We start from the raw sequence: 14864 nt of genomic DNA, 5'->3' as shown, positions 1-14864 counted from the left end.
CTCATGGCCTGGATCGGCCTTCTTGTAAGTGTCCGTGAAAACGGGGGTGAACCCTCTGGCCGCAGGTCTGGCCATCCTGGATCGCTACCACCCCGATCACGCGCTAGCGCAGTGCCTAGACAAGGCAGCGGAAGAGCTCAATCGTCTGGCGACCGATCCACAGTATCGACAAGGCGAATTCCAGTCCGAATTCGGTGCCAGCTGGAACATCGGCCAGATTCCGATGCCATGGCCAATCCTGTTGGGCTCGATTGAGTCCCAAGGGCGTCAGGTTCAAGGCTGGCTGGTGGGTGATGCTGGTCAGCGGTCTCTGGCCATTGGTAGCAAAGCGGAAGAGATAGAAGGTCTTTGCCGTGCGCGTGGGTGGCCTGCACCGGCGACCTCTGCGAGCACGTGTTGGATCGTGCGAAGCGATGCGATGCCCACATTGCCCAAGACGGGACTGCCGCGCCACCTAGGCGAGATGTTCTCCTGGATTCGTAGCTGGGACCGCCACGCTTACGGGGAAATACAGCGGGTGCTTGGTGAACGCGCCTACTTGGCCGAACCCAATCTGATTGTGCTACTGCATACGCCCGCAGGCTGGTTCGGATTCATGCTCGAGCTGGATGAGGTCAAGCGAAAGTACTATCGCCGCAAGCCGACATTCATGCGTCAGAGCCTGCATCGACAGGCTGACACGCTCGCGATTCAGCGCTTGGCAGCGGAGGAAATCAGCAGCGACTTCGTCCACAGCCGAAATCTGACCTATCCCAGCCTCAAGAATCGCAAGATCACGGTGATCGGATGCGGCGCCATCGGTGGGTATCTGGTACAGGCGCTGGCCAAGCTAGGAGCCGGTACCGGTAGCGGTGAGCTTGTTGTCGTAGACCCCGATCTCTTGGGTGCCGAGAACCTCGGGCGACATTTATTGGGCTTTGAAAGCTTCCAGCTGCCCAAAACGCAGGCGCTCAAGCAACTGCTCCAACACCAGTTCCCCTCTTCACGAGTGACAGCACACCCGCGTAGCGCTTACCCATTGGCCGACTTGAAGGGCGACTTGGTCATTGATGCAACGGGGGAAGAGGCCTTCAGCGAGGCGATTAACTTTCAGCGGCTATCCCTTCCGGAAGACATACGACCACCCCTCCTGCACGTCTGGCTACTGGGTAATGGGCAATGCATTCAAAGCCTGTGGCAGGACACGGCGAAGTTCGCATGCTTTCGGTGCCTTCGGCGCAATGACGGGACACGGGCGCCGCGTTTCGAGGTGCTGCGCGAGCAGGATCAAGTCAAGATCCTAGGGTGCCACGCGTTCACCCCTTACGCGGTCTCTGCTCCCATGTCGGCGGCGGCCTTGGCCGTGGACTCCATTATTGACTGGCTCAAGAGCGGTGCCCCATCTCCACGATTTCGCACGCGCTATGCGGAGAACCACACATCGAGGCAGGTGAAGTCTCAGGATCTGCAACCCTTAGCCGGATGCCCCGCATGCCAAGCGCAGTCGTAGGCCCACATCCCTTCTCCGCCAGCGGCATGCTGTTGGTCGAGGGGTCGGTGCTGGCGAGGCTGCATGCCTTTCGTCAAGATGCGCCGCACAAACTTGAAGCCGGGGGCATCCTGTTGGGCTACCGTCGCGGTGCTCACGTGCATGTGTCAGATGCCACGGTGCCCTCCTCTCAGGACACACGTGCTCGCACGCGCTTTCACAGGGCGGCACAACACCACCAAGCGGTAGCGCTTGCTCAGTGGCGGGCCAGCGAGGAGCTGCTGGACTATGTGGGCGAGTGGCATACCCATCCGGAGGCCATGCCGCAACCCTCTCCTATAGATCTGACGCAGTGGCGCATCATTCACGGTCTAACGCATCGTGAGCCAATGGCCTTCATCATTGTCGGCAATCATGATGTTGACTGGTATGGCGTGGGGCACCATGGCCGACTCGCGGAAATCCCCATGCACGCAGAGGCATAGGCGTTTCCATTCAGGTGTCTTGATCACGAACGCGGGCAATCACCCGCGAGGCCGATTCGTAAGAGTTGATGCCGTCACAGGCTTGAGTAACAAACCGTAGCTGAAGTTGGCCTTGCGTGGGCGAGTTGGTCCAGTAGTCCCCAGCCAATACGTTGCCCTCATCCTGCAGGATGAGCTGTCCGTGACCGAAGGTCAGTTTCTTCTCGTTCGGGCGACGTAGCTCGTAGACATAAGACAAGTGCATGTCCGTGGTCTTCTCATCGGTGCCTAGGAACTCAAAATTGGAGCGTGCAGCAAGGCTCTGGGTAAAGGATTGGATTGAAACGAATAGATACGATTGCCGGATAACGAAGATGATCGGGATGGGGGCGAGGCTCCTGCCAGTGGTATCAACCCAGTCTGTATTCAACGTTCCCCACCAGATGCCGTGGATGCTCGGCCGGCCCATCCAACGAGCCAAGCGCCTAGAGGTCCATGGTCGATTCGCCAGCAGGCCAAAAAGCAGTGTTGTGAAGAGCAATGCCATGGGCACGGATTGAGCAGCGAGCATTACCCAGCTTTGAGGCCCTGCGAGGGTCATGCGCCCAACGACAATCAGGGCTGCAAAGCCTGCGGTTACGAAGAAGGATGCCTTTATCAAGCGCATGATCTCCGCATAATTCAGAGTGACAGCTCTCATGGAATGATCCCGCCGGGCGTTTGGTGGCCATGCCTAAAGAAAACAATCTCATTGCGATGGGTCAGGATGCCCACACCCCATATGCCCGGGACACGACTTGCCAAGACTGCCGTCATATGTCGCGCCCCGCCAACAGCCGGCCCATCAAGAGGCGCAGCGGGGAGCGGCGGCGAGAGGAACTGCGACAGGTGCGTCAGCGCCTGGTGCTTTACGTCGACGAAGTGAAAGCCGTCATGCCATCCAGAACTTAGGCTTGAGATGCGTGATAGAACTTCCGCGGCTTGTGCCAGCCCTGTTGCCGGTACCGGAATGTCGGCGTCGGACGGAACGTGCAAGCCAAGAAAGGGAAGTGCATCGAGCTGTTCGTAGAAAACAACCCCGAGCCCGGCGAAGTCAGCGGGCAGCTTCCTACTGACTGCACTTAGCAGCGACCAGGCAAATGCTTGCGTTGAGTCCTCCACGCGTTTCCTATCCCCTCTAGCCGCGGCTCAATTACCCATGGCGAGGCTCATATTACGGCCTCGGCTGACGGCGGCAAGCCCACAATGACCTCCTGCACTGTCGACCCAGCCTGCTCCTGGCTAGCGTCGAGCGCTATGAAACTACTGACTTTTCTTATTCTTTTTGCGCTTTGCATGCCCGTCCAGGCGCTGGTGGTGCGAAGCGACGTGCGGGATAGGGACTACCGGGTCTCACCTGCTGAGTTCGCTCCACTGACAGACCTTCCTGGCGAAGGTCATGGGGTGCTGATCGCGCCCCAATGGGTGATTACCGCAGCCCATGCCGTGAACCCTCAGCTGCCCGACCAGGTCGAGATCGCCGGCGAGACTTACACGGTGCAGCGCGTAGTGACCCACCCTGGCTACAAGCCGCTGCCGCCGGCACTGGCTGAGGCCGCGGTGGCTTCCGGTGACCTCACGGCGCTGATGGATTTCCTCAAGACCTCCGATGATGTGGCGTTGCTCCAATTGAGTAAGCCTGTCGAGCACGTGGTGCCTACCCTGCTCTACCGAGGTGGGGATGAGCTTGGACGCACGCTGCACCAATACGGCAAGGGAGCGACCGGGCGCGGAGACGTGGGCGAGATTCCCGACAGCCCCCACCGCACCGCCCTGCGGCGATCAGAGAATGTGGTATCGGCCACGGACGCGCGTTGGCTGTCCTACGCCTTCGATGCCCCCGGCCAGGCGCTGCCCCTGGAGGGCATGACCGGCAGCGGCGATAGCGGTGGCCCTCTCCTGATCCAGGAGGCAGGCCAGTGGAAGCTGGCCGGGATCGCCTCCTGGCGCTACCTGCGCAGCGGCCTGTCCCACGTCGCCCGCTATGGCGATAGCGGGTACGCCGTTCGTATCTCCCGGTATACAACCTGGATCGAGGGTGTCATCACGGACCCACCGGCGGCTGAGGGCAACTGAGGATGCGCGGGCTCCCTGGCGCTGGTAAGTCGTCGTGACGGTGTATTTGATCGGCGACTCGATTCGGATGAATGCCGAGTCCTGTGTGCGCGCGCAGCTTGAGGGGATTGCCCTCGTGTCGCCGCGGGAGAACTGCGAGTCCTCGCATCAGGTCCGGGCTAACATCGAAGCATGGGCACCGGCAACCGTGGGCGATATCGTGCACCTCAATTGCGGGCTTCACGACATCCGCTACAACCCGGGCCTGACTTTCCCGGTCAGCAGCCTGGCGCAGTACCGAGCGAACCTGGTGGGCATCTTCGAAATGCTGGCCCGAACCCAATGCCAGGTCATCTGGGCCACCTCAACACCCCTCGATGAGGCGCGGCACAATGCCTCTAAACCGTCGCGGCGTTACCTGGCAGATCTGCTTCGCTACAACGAGGCCTCAGTCGAACTGGCCCATGCGTTTGGGTTCGCCGTCAATGATCTCTACCAGGTGGCAAATGCGGCCGGTCTGAGCGAGCTCCTGCTGCATGACGGCATCCACTTCAACCCGCAAGGAAATCGCGTGGTGGGCCAGGCCATCGCCGAAGCCATCGGCGCCTATCTCTAGCTGCGAACATCGATGCGTTGAGTCAGGTATCCGTCCGCTGACCGATCCACAGCCGGTTGCCATCGAGATCTTCGATCCGGAACTCGCTCATGCCGTAGAACGGGTGGCTGATCGACGGAATCTCCAGGCCGCGCCTGCGCACCTCGCGGTGATAGGCAAAGATGTCGTTCGGATACAGATACAGCACTGACGTGCGAGCCGCATCCGGCGGCTGGTTGATGGACTCGTCTAGCATCAAGCGGCAGTCGTCCATGACCAGCATGGCCCAACGCCAGTCGTCGTTGCGCTTTTCCACGGCGAAGCCCAGCTTCTTGTAGAAATCCACGCTCGCCGGCATGTTGCTAACAGGAAGCATCGGAATCATGCGTTGCATCTTCAAGATCTTCTCCTCATCTGCGATCCAGCACGGTCCCGGTTTGCAGGGCGCGCGTTGACGCGGCGGTGGACAGCTGCAGGGCTACCGCCAGCTCCTGCGCGCTGCATTTGGCCTCCCCTAACAGCCAGGCCACGACCGGGGCAAACAGACCCTCCGCGAGCCCGTGTGCTGCCAGTCGTACCGGAACCCGCAAACGACTGCGCTGATCCTGTGTCAGCGTGTTCTCCACATGCTGCATGAGTGTTCGTTGCACGACGCGCAGGGCCATGCCCTGAAATAAGCTCCGTGCCAGGGCGCGGTTCTGCCAGAAGTGCTCCAGCATCGCCTGCACTTTGTTGACGTCCGCCTTCTCGCCCACCAGGTTGGCCAGCGTCTGGAAGGGCCCCTCCAGGCTGGCGGCCAACAGCTCATCCTTGTTGCGGAAGTGCTCGTAGAACGTTGAACGGCTGACCCCTGAGCGCGCCAGTACATCGCCCACGCGGATCTCGTGGTAGCGCTGGCTGAGCACCAGCGAGAAGAACGCGGCCATGAGGTCCTGGCGTGTTCGCCGTCTGCGGGGGTCTTCGCCGGGCTCGAGCTGGGTCATGGCCTGGATCATCCCATGAACCCTGCCGAACATTGGGCTGCGATTGTCCGGAAAGCGCCTCGCCGCCTCCGTTAGCGTGCTCTCTTTCTCAGGAGAATCGCATGAGCACTTCCCTGCCCCGTCCCGCCGGCGTCCTGCTCCCCGGCCTGCTGTTGATCGCCAGCGGTGTGTTGGCGCCTCTGATCATGGTGTTCCATCCCACCGCACAAGGTCCCGATGTGGCGACGCGATTGGTCAGTTTGAGCGAAGTCTCCTCCCTGAGCCGACACGTGCACCTGGCGATGATCGTGTGCGTGATCGGGCTCTGGCTCTCGCTGGCCTACGTGGCGCGGCGCTTGCCGGGCAGCGGCTGGGTATGGACCGCTGTGCGCCTGTACGCGCTGGGTGCACTGGCTATGCTCGGCGCGGCGTTGATCAGCGGCTTCCTGATCGGAGAGTACCTGGATCGTGCCCTGCCCTTGATGCGATCTCCGGAGGACGCGCTGGCTTCCGTGCTGCTCGCCTTCTCTGCTAATCAGATCCTCGCTGGCGTCGGCACGTTGCTGATGTCCGCCGGCATCGCGCTATGGTCGGTCGCCATGGTGCGGGAGCGCGGCTGGCTCGCCGCGGCCTGCGGCTATTACGGCTTGGTTGCCGCCCTCGCCTGTATCGTCGGCTACGCGACAGGCGCGATCTCGCTGGATGTGGCGGGAATGACGGCGGTGGTGATCGCGCAAAGCCTTTGGTCCTGCCTCTTAGGTGCTTGGGTCGTCCGGACACCCGTCACCTGAGGCAGGAACAAGCTCTCCTCAGCCAGGACGCGAGCGGACTGGCTGAGGTACAAGCCGCCTTGATGGCAAGCCTTCCCAATACATGTTTGTGGCTACCAAGCTCTGCCGGACGCCGCTCTAAGCGACGTCGATATCGAAGTATCGGGGTTGAATGCCGGCCTCCAGATCGCGCCGCCAGTTATGCAGAATTCCGCAAAGGTACTTGAAGTAATTGGGCCTGCCCGCTGCTGTAGCAAGGTACATGGCGCCCTTGATCTGATGCGGGGTAAAGATCTCCAGGAACTGAATCAGCGATCCTTCCTCGTGATGCCCCGAGCAGCGTGGGCAGTCCTTCCAGTACGCGATGATCTCATCGAGCTCTCGTTTTGATGTCTGGCGGCGGACTAGGGTCATCAGGGGCGTCCCGCGCTCAGGTTATTGCATGCCGCATGTCCGTTAGACATTAGCCGAGTCATTCCGATGGAACCCGGGTGCTGTGGAAAAAGTGGATGCGCCACTCGCCGCCTTCTTTCCGAATTACTGCCGACTCTAGCCAGCTCAGCTGCGTCAGGTCGGTCGCATTTTTGAGTGAGCCTTGATTTACATAGGTGACCAACGCAGTGCTTCCATCAACGCGAACCTCAGGCTCGGTGACCTTCCACTCATAGATCTTCCCGGCGGCGTGAGCTTGCTTAACAAGCTGCAATAAGGCATTCCCATCAAACCGCTTGCCTACATCAAAGGCGTAAAAGTCCGCGGAGGTGACGGAGTTGAACAAGGCCGCATCGTCATTGGTCAAGGCGACGAACATCTGTCGAACTGCTTCAACTGCCTTGTCTTGGTCGTTGGCCGCTGACGAAGCCTGTGCCGGGGCGCTAACGCCTATGGTCGATATCAGCAAAGCCATGGCCGCTATTCGGGCAAATCTTGCGAAGATCATTGCAGTCACCTCATGGTGTCCAACGTCCCAAGCGCCAGCGTCGTGTGACGGGCCATCGCCGCCGTCAGTAGCGCATCGTATCGCCAACCACCTCTGCGATTTCGCTGGATCTTAGGGCCGAGAGGGGTCACTAACAAGCAGGCGCACGCCCGCCCCTTGATCGCGCCAGCATGCCCGTCAATGGCTTCGGAACGTGCCCGCTTGTCTGGCCCTGCGATCCATCAAGCCGCTGGCACATCAAAGGGCTCTAACGCTGGCAAGACATCGTCGAATTCCTGATGCAGTGTGGCCATAAAGGCCGAGACGTCAGGATCCAGCGTGATCTCGACCAGAACGATCAAGGTCAGGAATGAAAGTGCATTGGAGTTCTTCTGCATGTCGATCAGCAGGCTGATCGGATAGCCATCACGATTGCGCGCAAAAGGATGGATGCCGCCGTGCACAAACGAATTCAATCCATCCCCCAACCGCGAACGCGCTTTGGCGAGCAAGGCCGCCGCGCCGCGCGGCCCACGCTCTTCCAGTCGCGCCAGCATCTCGGGAACGGCGGGCAGCTTCTTGGCGGCCTGCTGACTTTGGGCGCTCAGAGGCGCGATCAGGCGATCCAGATCGGATGGGCTTGCCGCATGCTTGGCCCATACGGCCCGTACCAGGCTTTCGAACTGGGGGCGAATCAGGGCAATGGCCGACGCCGGGAACGCACCTAGGAGTGACTGGGTCGCCACGGCATGCTCAATGGCCAGTGAGCACAGGCCTTCAGCAGCATGTGAGGACGGATCATTCGGCCGCTCCACCGATTGCCAGGCCGAGATAATTTGGGCGGTTAGCTCGCCCGACCGCTGGATGAGCTGTTGAAGATCAGCCTTGACAGGCTCGGCATCGGCTGAATCAGGGATCATTCGAAAATACTGCAGTCTTCAAGCCTGAGGTTCGTAGGATGACTCTCGTCAGCATTAAGCTGGAAGCCTATCGGCAGGTCGCTCCGTCATGACCAACCGAAACTTTTCTACTCTCTCGCATGAGACGCTGACATCTTCGTCCACCAAAGCGGAGCAGGAACAACTTAGATAGCTGGAGTTGCAGCCGGCGCATGTGCAAGCTCTTACATAGACAGATGTAACTGCGGATAGTTGGCCGACGTCGAGCGCTTCAGCAACCAACACCTCCTCAGGGGGCAGCCTGATTGAGACAGTATTTTTCTCGTCTATCAGTAGCAAGCTCGGGTCAATGTAGGGTCTATCTAGCCTGAAAGTCCCATCGAGCCGGAACAAGTCGGATACTTCCGATGCGAGTCCAGTGTTATCGAAATTCTGTTTTAGGTAGTCATAGCTCGACGTGCACCAGATGCCAATCTGGTCCAATGACGCAGGAAATGCCTCCAGATTGGTAGCGGCGTTAGCTAGCGGGCCTGCAAATCCAGCGAAAGCAAATCTGATGGTTACTTCGCCGTAGTCAATTCCCACATTCGCCGTAATAAAGCGCTTTTCGCCCCGTGAGTTGAATCGTTCGCAGATCTTGCTGAGCGCAGACTTCCAAGTGTTAGCCGCAGTAGCTGCACTTGCACCGCTGAAGATCACAAGCGGATGGTTGATATCCATGTCTTCAATGGCCACATGGACAATGTCTGGTGATAGAAGAATCTGATGACCAAGCTCCCTCTGGGTGAGCTTCACAAGGTCAAGCGCAGAAAGTTCAATCGTCTTGATGGATATCCCATTGTCGTTGACGCCTATCCCTGGAACTAGACCGCAAGCGGGTACGTCCGGGTATTCATCGGAATAGTGATAAGAAACGGCAATCTGCACGCTGTTCCGCTCTGCAATTTCCAAGGGCATCAGGTCGCTACGTGGCGCTTGCAGTTCTGGCTCTTGAGTGCCCGCCATCGCGTCTTGAGGGGGCGCACTGAGATATTCGCCTGGCAGTGGGTTGCCCCTATAAAAATCGCAAACAAGCTCCTTCCACGTTGCTAGCTCCAGTGGACCGTCCACGCGCCACAGCTTGACATAGTGACTCTTCTTGCCTGCCTTGGAGATATCTGTATCGATCCTCTCCAGGTACTGCTCCGTATCGTAGACTCGAATTGCACCATCAAGATGGTTTGGCAAGCCAGTGCCATCGTCGATGATGGAGTGCGCATATCGGCAGCCATAAGCATCAGCGCCAATGCCAAGCGACTCTTGATCTAACAACTCCTCGCACTCGAAAGATCGCGTTCCATTCTGTGTGTGCCAGAAAAATTCGGTTCTATCTACGCAATGGAAAAAGCGCTCGCGTTCTGAGGCCTTGTGCACAGACACGCCAACCGGGATGGAGGTCAAGTCATCATCGAACTTGGGACCTCGCCAGTACTCCAGCTCGATGGGTGTCAAGTAGCTAGAGGCTAATCCTAGCGAATCTGGATCGAGCGCGATTTTGACGACAAGTTCTGAATTTTTCTTCAGTTCTATGAACTTGCGTAGGAAAGCCTCATTCGTGTTGTTTATCTGAGAGAGCGAGCGACGGAAGTAGCGATGAGCGAAGACCACCAACTCGCCTATCTTAAAAACGCCAGGAGCGATCGCATCGAGTTCGCTGATGTTGATCAGGCTGCGCTTGTCCGCGTCATTCGTTGGGAAGAGATCTGGGAACTGACGCTTTGCAATCCCGGCGTCGATGACGGTGACGCATTCCCTTCTCATCATCCAGGAGTTCACTGAGGGTGCTTCTTTCAGAAGTGCGAGCAAGGCCGCTTTCTCATCTGGATCTACTTCCAGAATTTTTCTGGCGAAGAATCGACGAGCGAATAGTTCGGCGTGTACGACGTCATCGTCTGTAGTAGCCAGGCATATCTCACCCCTAAGAAGCGCCCGGCTTGCGTGGAGCTGCAAGCCAATGGGACGTGATACTCCTAGTAGTCGGTGATAATCGTGGCTGACGAACATGGGCGTCCCCTCCCATGCCTGTTCAAGGGCACCCGCTAGTGCCTGGACTCCGATTGAGTAGCCATAGCGGTTGATTTCATCACTGCTAAAAGTTGCGAGTCGCACGTCCATAGTCGTCAGGTCCTATTCCCTTCGCTCACCACGGCGAGATCTCTGTGGTGAATTTAGTTTGTTCCGCGGAGATCGGCTAGTCGCCGTTTACAGCCTCTCTCTAGCCCGCTGCACCGCGACGACATCAATGACCCCTTCTTGCGAGGGGAGGCTGATTGGGGTCGATAGTCATACTCTTCGGCTTGCGTAACAATGTCTGCTCTTTAGTGTGGAGATGACCGCTGATGTCTTACAAATCCATCCTCATCGCGCTTGGATTCAGCCTGCTACTGTCAGTAGGCCAAGCGGTGGCGCAGACACCCAATCGCGCGGCCTCCCTCGCGCCTGCCGGCGCGCCTTCCCTGGGGCCAGTAACGGCGCCGGTCACAATCGTGGAGTTCTTCGACCCGGCCTGTGAGTCCTGCCGCGCGATGTATCCCCACGTGAAGCAACTGCTGGCTGCCTATCCCAAGGACGTGCGTCTGGTGATCCGCTACGTGCCCTTCCATGGGCAGGTCTCCAAGGAAGCGATTGGTGTGCTGGAAGCGGCCCGGGAACAGAAGAAGTTTGAGCCGGTGCTGGAGACCTTGATGCGAAACCAGCCTGTCTGGGCCAGCCATGGCGCGTCGGACCCGAAGAAGGTGTGGGAGTTCGCCGTCGCCGCGGGCCTGGACCGTGCACGCGCAGAGCGCTATCTGGCGACCGGGGCCGTCGAGACCCTGATCAAGCGCGAAGTGGCCGCCGTGGAAGCGGCCGACATTCGCGGCACGCCGACATTCTTCGTCAACGGCAAGCTGCTTTCCGAACTGGGGCCTCAGCAACTGAGCGCGCTCGTGGCAGCCGAACTCCAGCGCACCCGAAAGAAGCCCTGACCTTGGCGCGGCCTGCCGACGTATTCGGCAGGCCGTGACGACGTGGAGAAGGATCTCGACGTGGCACTGCCGCGACCGTGAGGTCATCAGCTTGAGGCTGTGGCGCTAGGACCTGTCCTTATAGGCCAACAGACGCAGTGCGTTGAAGACCACCAACAATGTGGAGCCTTCGTGCACGGCCACCGCCGGACCGATGCCGAGCCCGAAAATCGTGGCCGGCACCAGGAAGGCGACGATGCCGAGGCTGACGAAGACGTTCTGCCGGATGATGCCGCGCGTGTGACGACTCAGGCCCACGGCGAATGGCAGGTGCTTCAGGTCATCGGCCATCAACGCCACATCGGCCGTTTCCAGGGCCACGTCCGAGCCGGCCGCGCCCATGGCGATGCCGACAGTGGCGTTGGCCATCGCAGGCGCATCGTTGACGCCGTCGCCAACCATGGCGACCTTGTCCTGTTCGCGCAGCTTGCGGATCGCCTCGACCTTGTCTTCGGGCATCAGGTCGCCCCACGCCTCGTCCAGGCCGACCTCCTTGGCCACGGCCTGGGCCACCTTCTGGTGATCGCCGGAGATCATGATCATGCGCTCGATGCCCATGGCCTTCAGGCGCACCAGCGCCTGCTTGGCCGCCTCGCGTGGCGTGTCCATCAAGCCGATCGCGCCGAGCTCCCGATCGCCCAACCGCACGACCATGGTCGTCCTGCCCTGCTCGCGTAACGCGGCGATGGCCTCTGCCGCGGCGGCGCCCAGGGCAGGAACCCCGTCTGCGCCGAACATCTCGGCCTTGCCGATCCATACCGGCTGATCGCCCAGACGGGCTTTGACGCCGCGGCCGATCAGGTTTTCCAAGTCCGAGGCCGTTGGCAATTTGCCCGCATCCAATCGGCTGCGACCATCACGCGCGATCGCGGCCGCCAGCGGATGATCACTCAGCGACTCCACCGCGACCGCCACCTGCAGCAGCTCGGTCTCCGACGCCCCGTCCACCGGCACCACATCGGTGATGCGCGGGCGCCCTTCGGTCAGGGTGCCGGTCTTGTCGAAGGCCATCGCCTTCAACGAACCCAGATCCTCCAGCGGCGCACCGCCCTTGATCAGCACGCCCCCACGCGCCGCGCGGGCGATACCGGACAGGACCGCGCTCGGGGTGGCGATGGCCAACGCGCACGGACTGGCGGCCACCAGCACGGCCATGGCGCGATAGAAGCTGTCGCGGAACGGCTCATCCACCACCACCCAGGCAAACAGCAGCAGGAACGCCAGCGCCAGTACCGCAGGCACGAATATCCGCTCGAAGCGATCGGTGAAGCGCTGGGTGGCCGACTTGCGCGTCTCGGCCTCGCTCACCATCTTCACCACCCGCGCCAGCGCGGAGTCCTCGGCGCGCTTGGTCACTTCCACTTCGATCGCACCGGCCCCATTGATGGTGCCGGCGAAGACCCGACTGGCCGCATCGACGCTGTCGGGCCGGCTTCGTGCCTGCGCGGCATCCTCCACCGGCCGCTTGTCCACCGGGATGGACTCGCCGGTCACCGGTGCCTGGTTGATGCTGGAGTTGCCCTTCAGCAGGAATCCATCGGCCGGCAGGCGTTCGTTGGGACGCACCAGTACCCGATCACCGAGCTGCAGGTCGCCGACCGGAATCTCGGTGGTGGACTCGCCGCGGATGACGATCGCCGTATCCGGCGCGAGTTCGGCCAGCGCTTCGATGGCGCGCTTGGCGCGTCCCATCGCGTAGTGCTCCAGCGCGTGACCCAAGCTGAAAAGGAACAGCAGCAACGCACCTTCGGCCCAGGAGCCCAGCGCGGCGGCGCCGGCGGCGGCGACCAGCATCAAGGTGTCGATTTCAAAGCGCTTGAGCTTGAGGTTGTCGTAGGCCTCGCGCAGCGTGTAGGCGCCGCCAAAGACATACGCACCGATATAGCAGGCGGTGGGCAACCACCCCGGCAATGAGGCGGCGAACTTCTCGATCAGAAAGCCCACCAGCAGCAACGCACCACAGGTCAGGGCGAAGATCAGCTCGGTGTTGGGGCCGAGCAGGCCGCCAGTGTGGTCGTGGTCGTGCTTCTCCTCTCCGTGCTCCCCTTGTTTGCCGTCATGCGCATGACCGGCATGATCCTCGTGCTGGGACGGCTTGCCCGTCACCACGCGTGTAACGCCCATGCGCTTGAGAGAGGCCTCCAACCCGCCCTCGTCGATCTTCTCGCGCTCGAACTCCAGGTACACCGTGCCGGCCGAGCTGGCGCGGGCTTCCAGCACGCCGAACACCGAGCTCATCTGTTCGGCCACCGTGCGGGCGCGTCGCTCATGTCCGATGCCGGTGACCGTCCAGGTGAGGTGGCCGAAGCTTTCGGTGACACGTGCGCCCGCGGCCTGGGCCAGCTCGCGAATGCGGGCCAGCGACATCACCTGCGGATCGAAGTGCACGCACAGCTGGCCCAGCCCCTCCCCTTCGGCAGGTCGAATGTGGACGCGATCCACACCGGGGCGTGCGAGCAGTTCGCTCTGCAGGCGCTCGATGCACGCATCGGCGGCATCCCGCACGTGGGGAAGCACAACGGGAATGTCCAGGCGCAACTTGCCAGGGGAGGTATCCATATCGATCTCGTAAGTGCTGCGCAGATGAACCTGAGTGTCCACAGCGCAAGTGAGTGCCACGCGACAGCACGGTCGTTGCGACCGGCGCACGCGATCCCGAAGCAGCGGCTACGCCAAGGCGGCGTGCGCCGGCGCGATCACGCGATGGGTGGGCGTAAGGGGTGCGTAGAGCGCTGGGCCAGCGCCAGGACCGCGGCGATGGGCGTATAGGCCTGACCGGGGATGAGCGGCCCAAGTGCCGGGAAGTCCGGCAGGATCACCGCGTGTGCGCACACGTCCGAATGATGGAACAGGCTGTGCGCGCCTTTGGCGTCTTCACCGGGCACATCGCCGCTGGCGTCGTGCGCGTGCTGAGTGGCGCTGAGATGAGTGGTTTGGTGCTCAAGGCCATGCAACTGCCCGAGCTGGGTCAGGACCGGATGGGCCTGCACTGCCACCGCGACCAGCCACAACACGCTCAGGGCGAGCCAGGTTTTGGCGTTGGCGGTCAGGATGCGCACTCGGTGGCCCCGGCTTGCACGAATGACCCGACGATACCGAACACCCTCGCGTCCGCCAAGCGCTGTTACACCGTAACGCCTTAACAAGAAGCGCTGTTTTCTGAATTACGTGATTGTCTAACGCGCAATGAGCTGACTACCATACGCCCACTATGAAACGCGCCCTACGCCAACTCAGCCGTCTCCTGCGCCTCCCGGCGCTGGCACTGCTGTTGTTTGCCGTAGTGGCCAATCCTGTGTTGGCGGCGGTCGGCGATATCCACGAGTCGGCCCAAGCCTCGGCCAGCCACGCCGATCCCGAGCATTGCGATGTCAGCGATGACGGAACGATGTCGGCTGCTGATCAGGATGCCGGTGACCAGGACGACGGCTCTGCCGGCGACCTGTTGCACGCGCTGGTCCATGGCGCCCACGCCTGTGGCCACCCGGTCGCGATGGCCGAACCTGCCTTTGTCGTTGAGCCGCTCGCCCTGATGGCGGCCGCTCCTGTGCACGACGTACAGCCGCTGGACTCGCTCCAGCCGCTCTCTCTGACCCGTCCCCCGATTACGGCCTAACGCTGCACGCCGGCTTGCCGGTGCATCGTTTTT

General features: G+C 61.0%; 17 protein-coding genes. 7 read left to right on the top strand and 10 right to left on the bottom strand.

The genetic code is table 11. The features are described from left to right. The first annotated feature begins 46 nt into the window (after nt 1-46). Together V7060_RS17785 and V7060_RS17780 are read left to right on the top strand one after the other, a co-directional pair. Nucleotides 47-1489 (top strand): ThiF family adenylyltransferase, encoded by a 1443-nt coding sequence (locus V7060_RS17785; RefSeq protein WP_334180545.1) that lies wholly within the window; start codon nt 47-49, stop codon nt 1487-1489. 26 nt (nt 1490-1515) lie between these two features. Continuing rightward, on the top strand, nt 1516-1953 hold the full coding sequence (locus V7060_RS17780; RefSeq protein ID WP_334180544.1) for a Mov34/MPN/PAD-1 family protein: 438 nt from the start codon (nt 1516-1518) through the stop codon (nt 1951-1953). Nucleotides 1954-1963: 10 nt separating this feature from the next. On the opposite strand, the gene V7060_RS17775 is transcribed toward V7060_RS17780, so the two are convergent. Together V7060_RS17775 and V7060_RS17770 are read right to left on the bottom strand one after the other, a co-directional pair. Then, nucleotides 1964-2632 (bottom strand): hypothetical protein, encoded by a 669-nt coding sequence (locus tag V7060_RS17775; protein WP_334180543.1) that lies wholly within the window; start codon nt 2630-2632, stop codon nt 1964-1966. Next, on the bottom strand, nt 2629-3093 hold the full coding sequence (locus V7060_RS17770; protein ID WP_334180542.1) for a hypothetical protein: 465 nt from the start codon (nt 3091-3093) through the stop codon (nt 2629-2631). The genes V7060_RS17775 and V7060_RS17770 overlap by 4 nt, the downstream gene beginning before the upstream one ends. Before the next feature lie 135 nt (nt 3094-3228). Between V7060_RS17770 and V7060_RS17765 the strand changes: the two genes are divergently transcribed. Together V7060_RS17765 and V7060_RS17760 are read left to right on the top strand one after the other, a co-directional pair. After that, nucleotides 3229-4047, top strand: coding sequence for a trypsin-like serine protease (locus V7060_RS17765; RefSeq protein WP_271249849.1), 819 nt, complete (start codon nt 3229-3231; stop codon nt 4045-4047). Between the two features lie 34 nt (nt 4048-4081). After that, complete coding sequence (locus V7060_RS17760) at nt 4082-4642, top strand: GDSL-type esterase/lipase family protein (protein WP_334180541.1); 561 nt, start codon at nt 4082-4084, stop codon at nt 4640-4642. 22 nt (nt 4643-4664) lie between these two features. Here the strand turns inward: V7060_RS17760 and V7060_RS17755 are convergent, their stop codons facing one another. Further along, a complete protein-coding gene (locus tag V7060_RS17755) occupies nt 4665-5015 on the bottom strand; it encodes a VOC family protein (RefSeq protein ID WP_271251550.1) in 351 nt (116 codons plus the stop codon). Between the two features lie 16 nt (nt 5016-5031). Then, on the bottom strand, nt 5032-5604 hold the full coding sequence (locus V7060_RS17750) for a TetR/AcrR family transcriptional regulator (RefSeq protein ID WP_334180540.1): 573 nt from the start codon (nt 5602-5604) through the stop codon (nt 5032-5034). A 101-nt stretch (nt 5605-5705) separates the two neighbouring features. Between V7060_RS17750 and V7060_RS17745 the strand changes: the two genes are divergently transcribed. After that, nucleotides 5706-6374 carry a hypothetical protein gene (locus tag V7060_RS17745; protein ID WP_334180539.1) on the top strand — a complete coding sequence of 223 codons (669 nt, stop codon included), beginning with the start codon at nt 5706-5708 and terminating at the stop codon, nt 6372-6374. Between the two features lie 117 nt (nt 6375-6491). Here V7060_RS17745 and V7060_RS17740 read toward each other — a convergent pair whose 3' ends face one another. From V7060_RS17740 to V7060_RS17725, 4 genes are all read right to left on the bottom strand, one after another. Next, nucleotides 6492-6767: a hypothetical protein gene (locus tag V7060_RS17740; RefSeq protein WP_334180538.1), complete on the bottom strand. Its 276-nt coding sequence runs from the start codon at nt 6765-6767 to the stop codon at nt 6492-6494. 58 nt (nt 6768-6825) lie between these two features. Then, nucleotides 6826-7260, bottom strand: coding sequence for a nuclear transport factor 2 family protein (locus tag V7060_RS17735; protein ID WP_334180537.1), 435 nt, complete (start codon nt 7258-7260; stop codon nt 6826-6828). 254 nt (nt 7261-7514) lie between these two features. Beyond that, on the bottom strand, nt 7515-8192 hold the full coding sequence (locus tag V7060_RS17730; RefSeq protein ID WP_271249855.1) for a hypothetical protein: 678 nt from the start codon (nt 8190-8192) through the stop codon (nt 7515-7517). A 54-nt stretch (nt 8193-8246) separates the two neighbouring features. Next, nucleotides 8247-10325, bottom strand: a complete 2079-nt coding sequence (locus V7060_RS17725; protein ID WP_334180536.1) for a hypothetical protein — start codon at nt 10323-10325, stop codon at nt 8247-8249. A gap of 224 nt (nt 10326-10549) precedes the next feature. Here V7060_RS17725 and V7060_RS17720 point away from each other — a divergent pair, with 224 nt between their 5' ends. Then, nucleotides 10550-11176 carry a thioredoxin domain-containing protein gene (locus V7060_RS17720; protein WP_334180535.1) on the top strand — a complete coding sequence of 209 codons (627 nt, stop codon included), beginning with the start codon at nt 10550-10552 and terminating at the stop codon, nt 11174-11176. A gap of 105 nt (nt 11177-11281) precedes the next feature. Here the strand turns inward: V7060_RS17720 and V7060_RS17715 are convergent, their stop codons facing one another. Both V7060_RS17715 and V7060_RS17710 read right to left on the bottom strand, forming a co-directional pair. Further along, a complete protein-coding gene (locus V7060_RS17715; protein ID WP_334180534.1) occupies nt 11282-13774 on the bottom strand; it encodes a heavy metal translocating P-type ATPase in 2493 nt (830 codons plus the stop codon). A 137-nt stretch (nt 13775-13911) separates the two neighbouring features. Then, nucleotides 13912-14274: a hypothetical protein gene (locus V7060_RS17710; protein ID WP_334180533.1), complete on the bottom strand. Its 363-nt coding sequence runs from the start codon at nt 14272-14274 to the stop codon at nt 13912-13914. A gap of 152 nt (nt 14275-14426) precedes the next feature. Here V7060_RS17710 and V7060_RS17705 point away from each other — a divergent pair, with 152 nt between their 5' ends. Then, on the top strand, nt 14427-14831 hold the full coding sequence (locus V7060_RS17705) for a hypothetical protein (RefSeq protein WP_334180532.1): 405 nt from the start codon (nt 14427-14429) through the stop codon (nt 14829-14831). Nucleotides 14832-14864 lie beyond the last annotated feature (33 nt).

It is taken from the genome of Pseudoxanthomonas sp., from assembly GCF_036845285.1.
Lineage (GTDB): Bacteria > Pseudomonadota > Gammaproteobacteria > Xanthomonadales > Xanthomonadaceae > Pseudoxanthomonas_A.
This window is presented reverse-complemented; position numbering and strand designations above follow the sequence as displayed.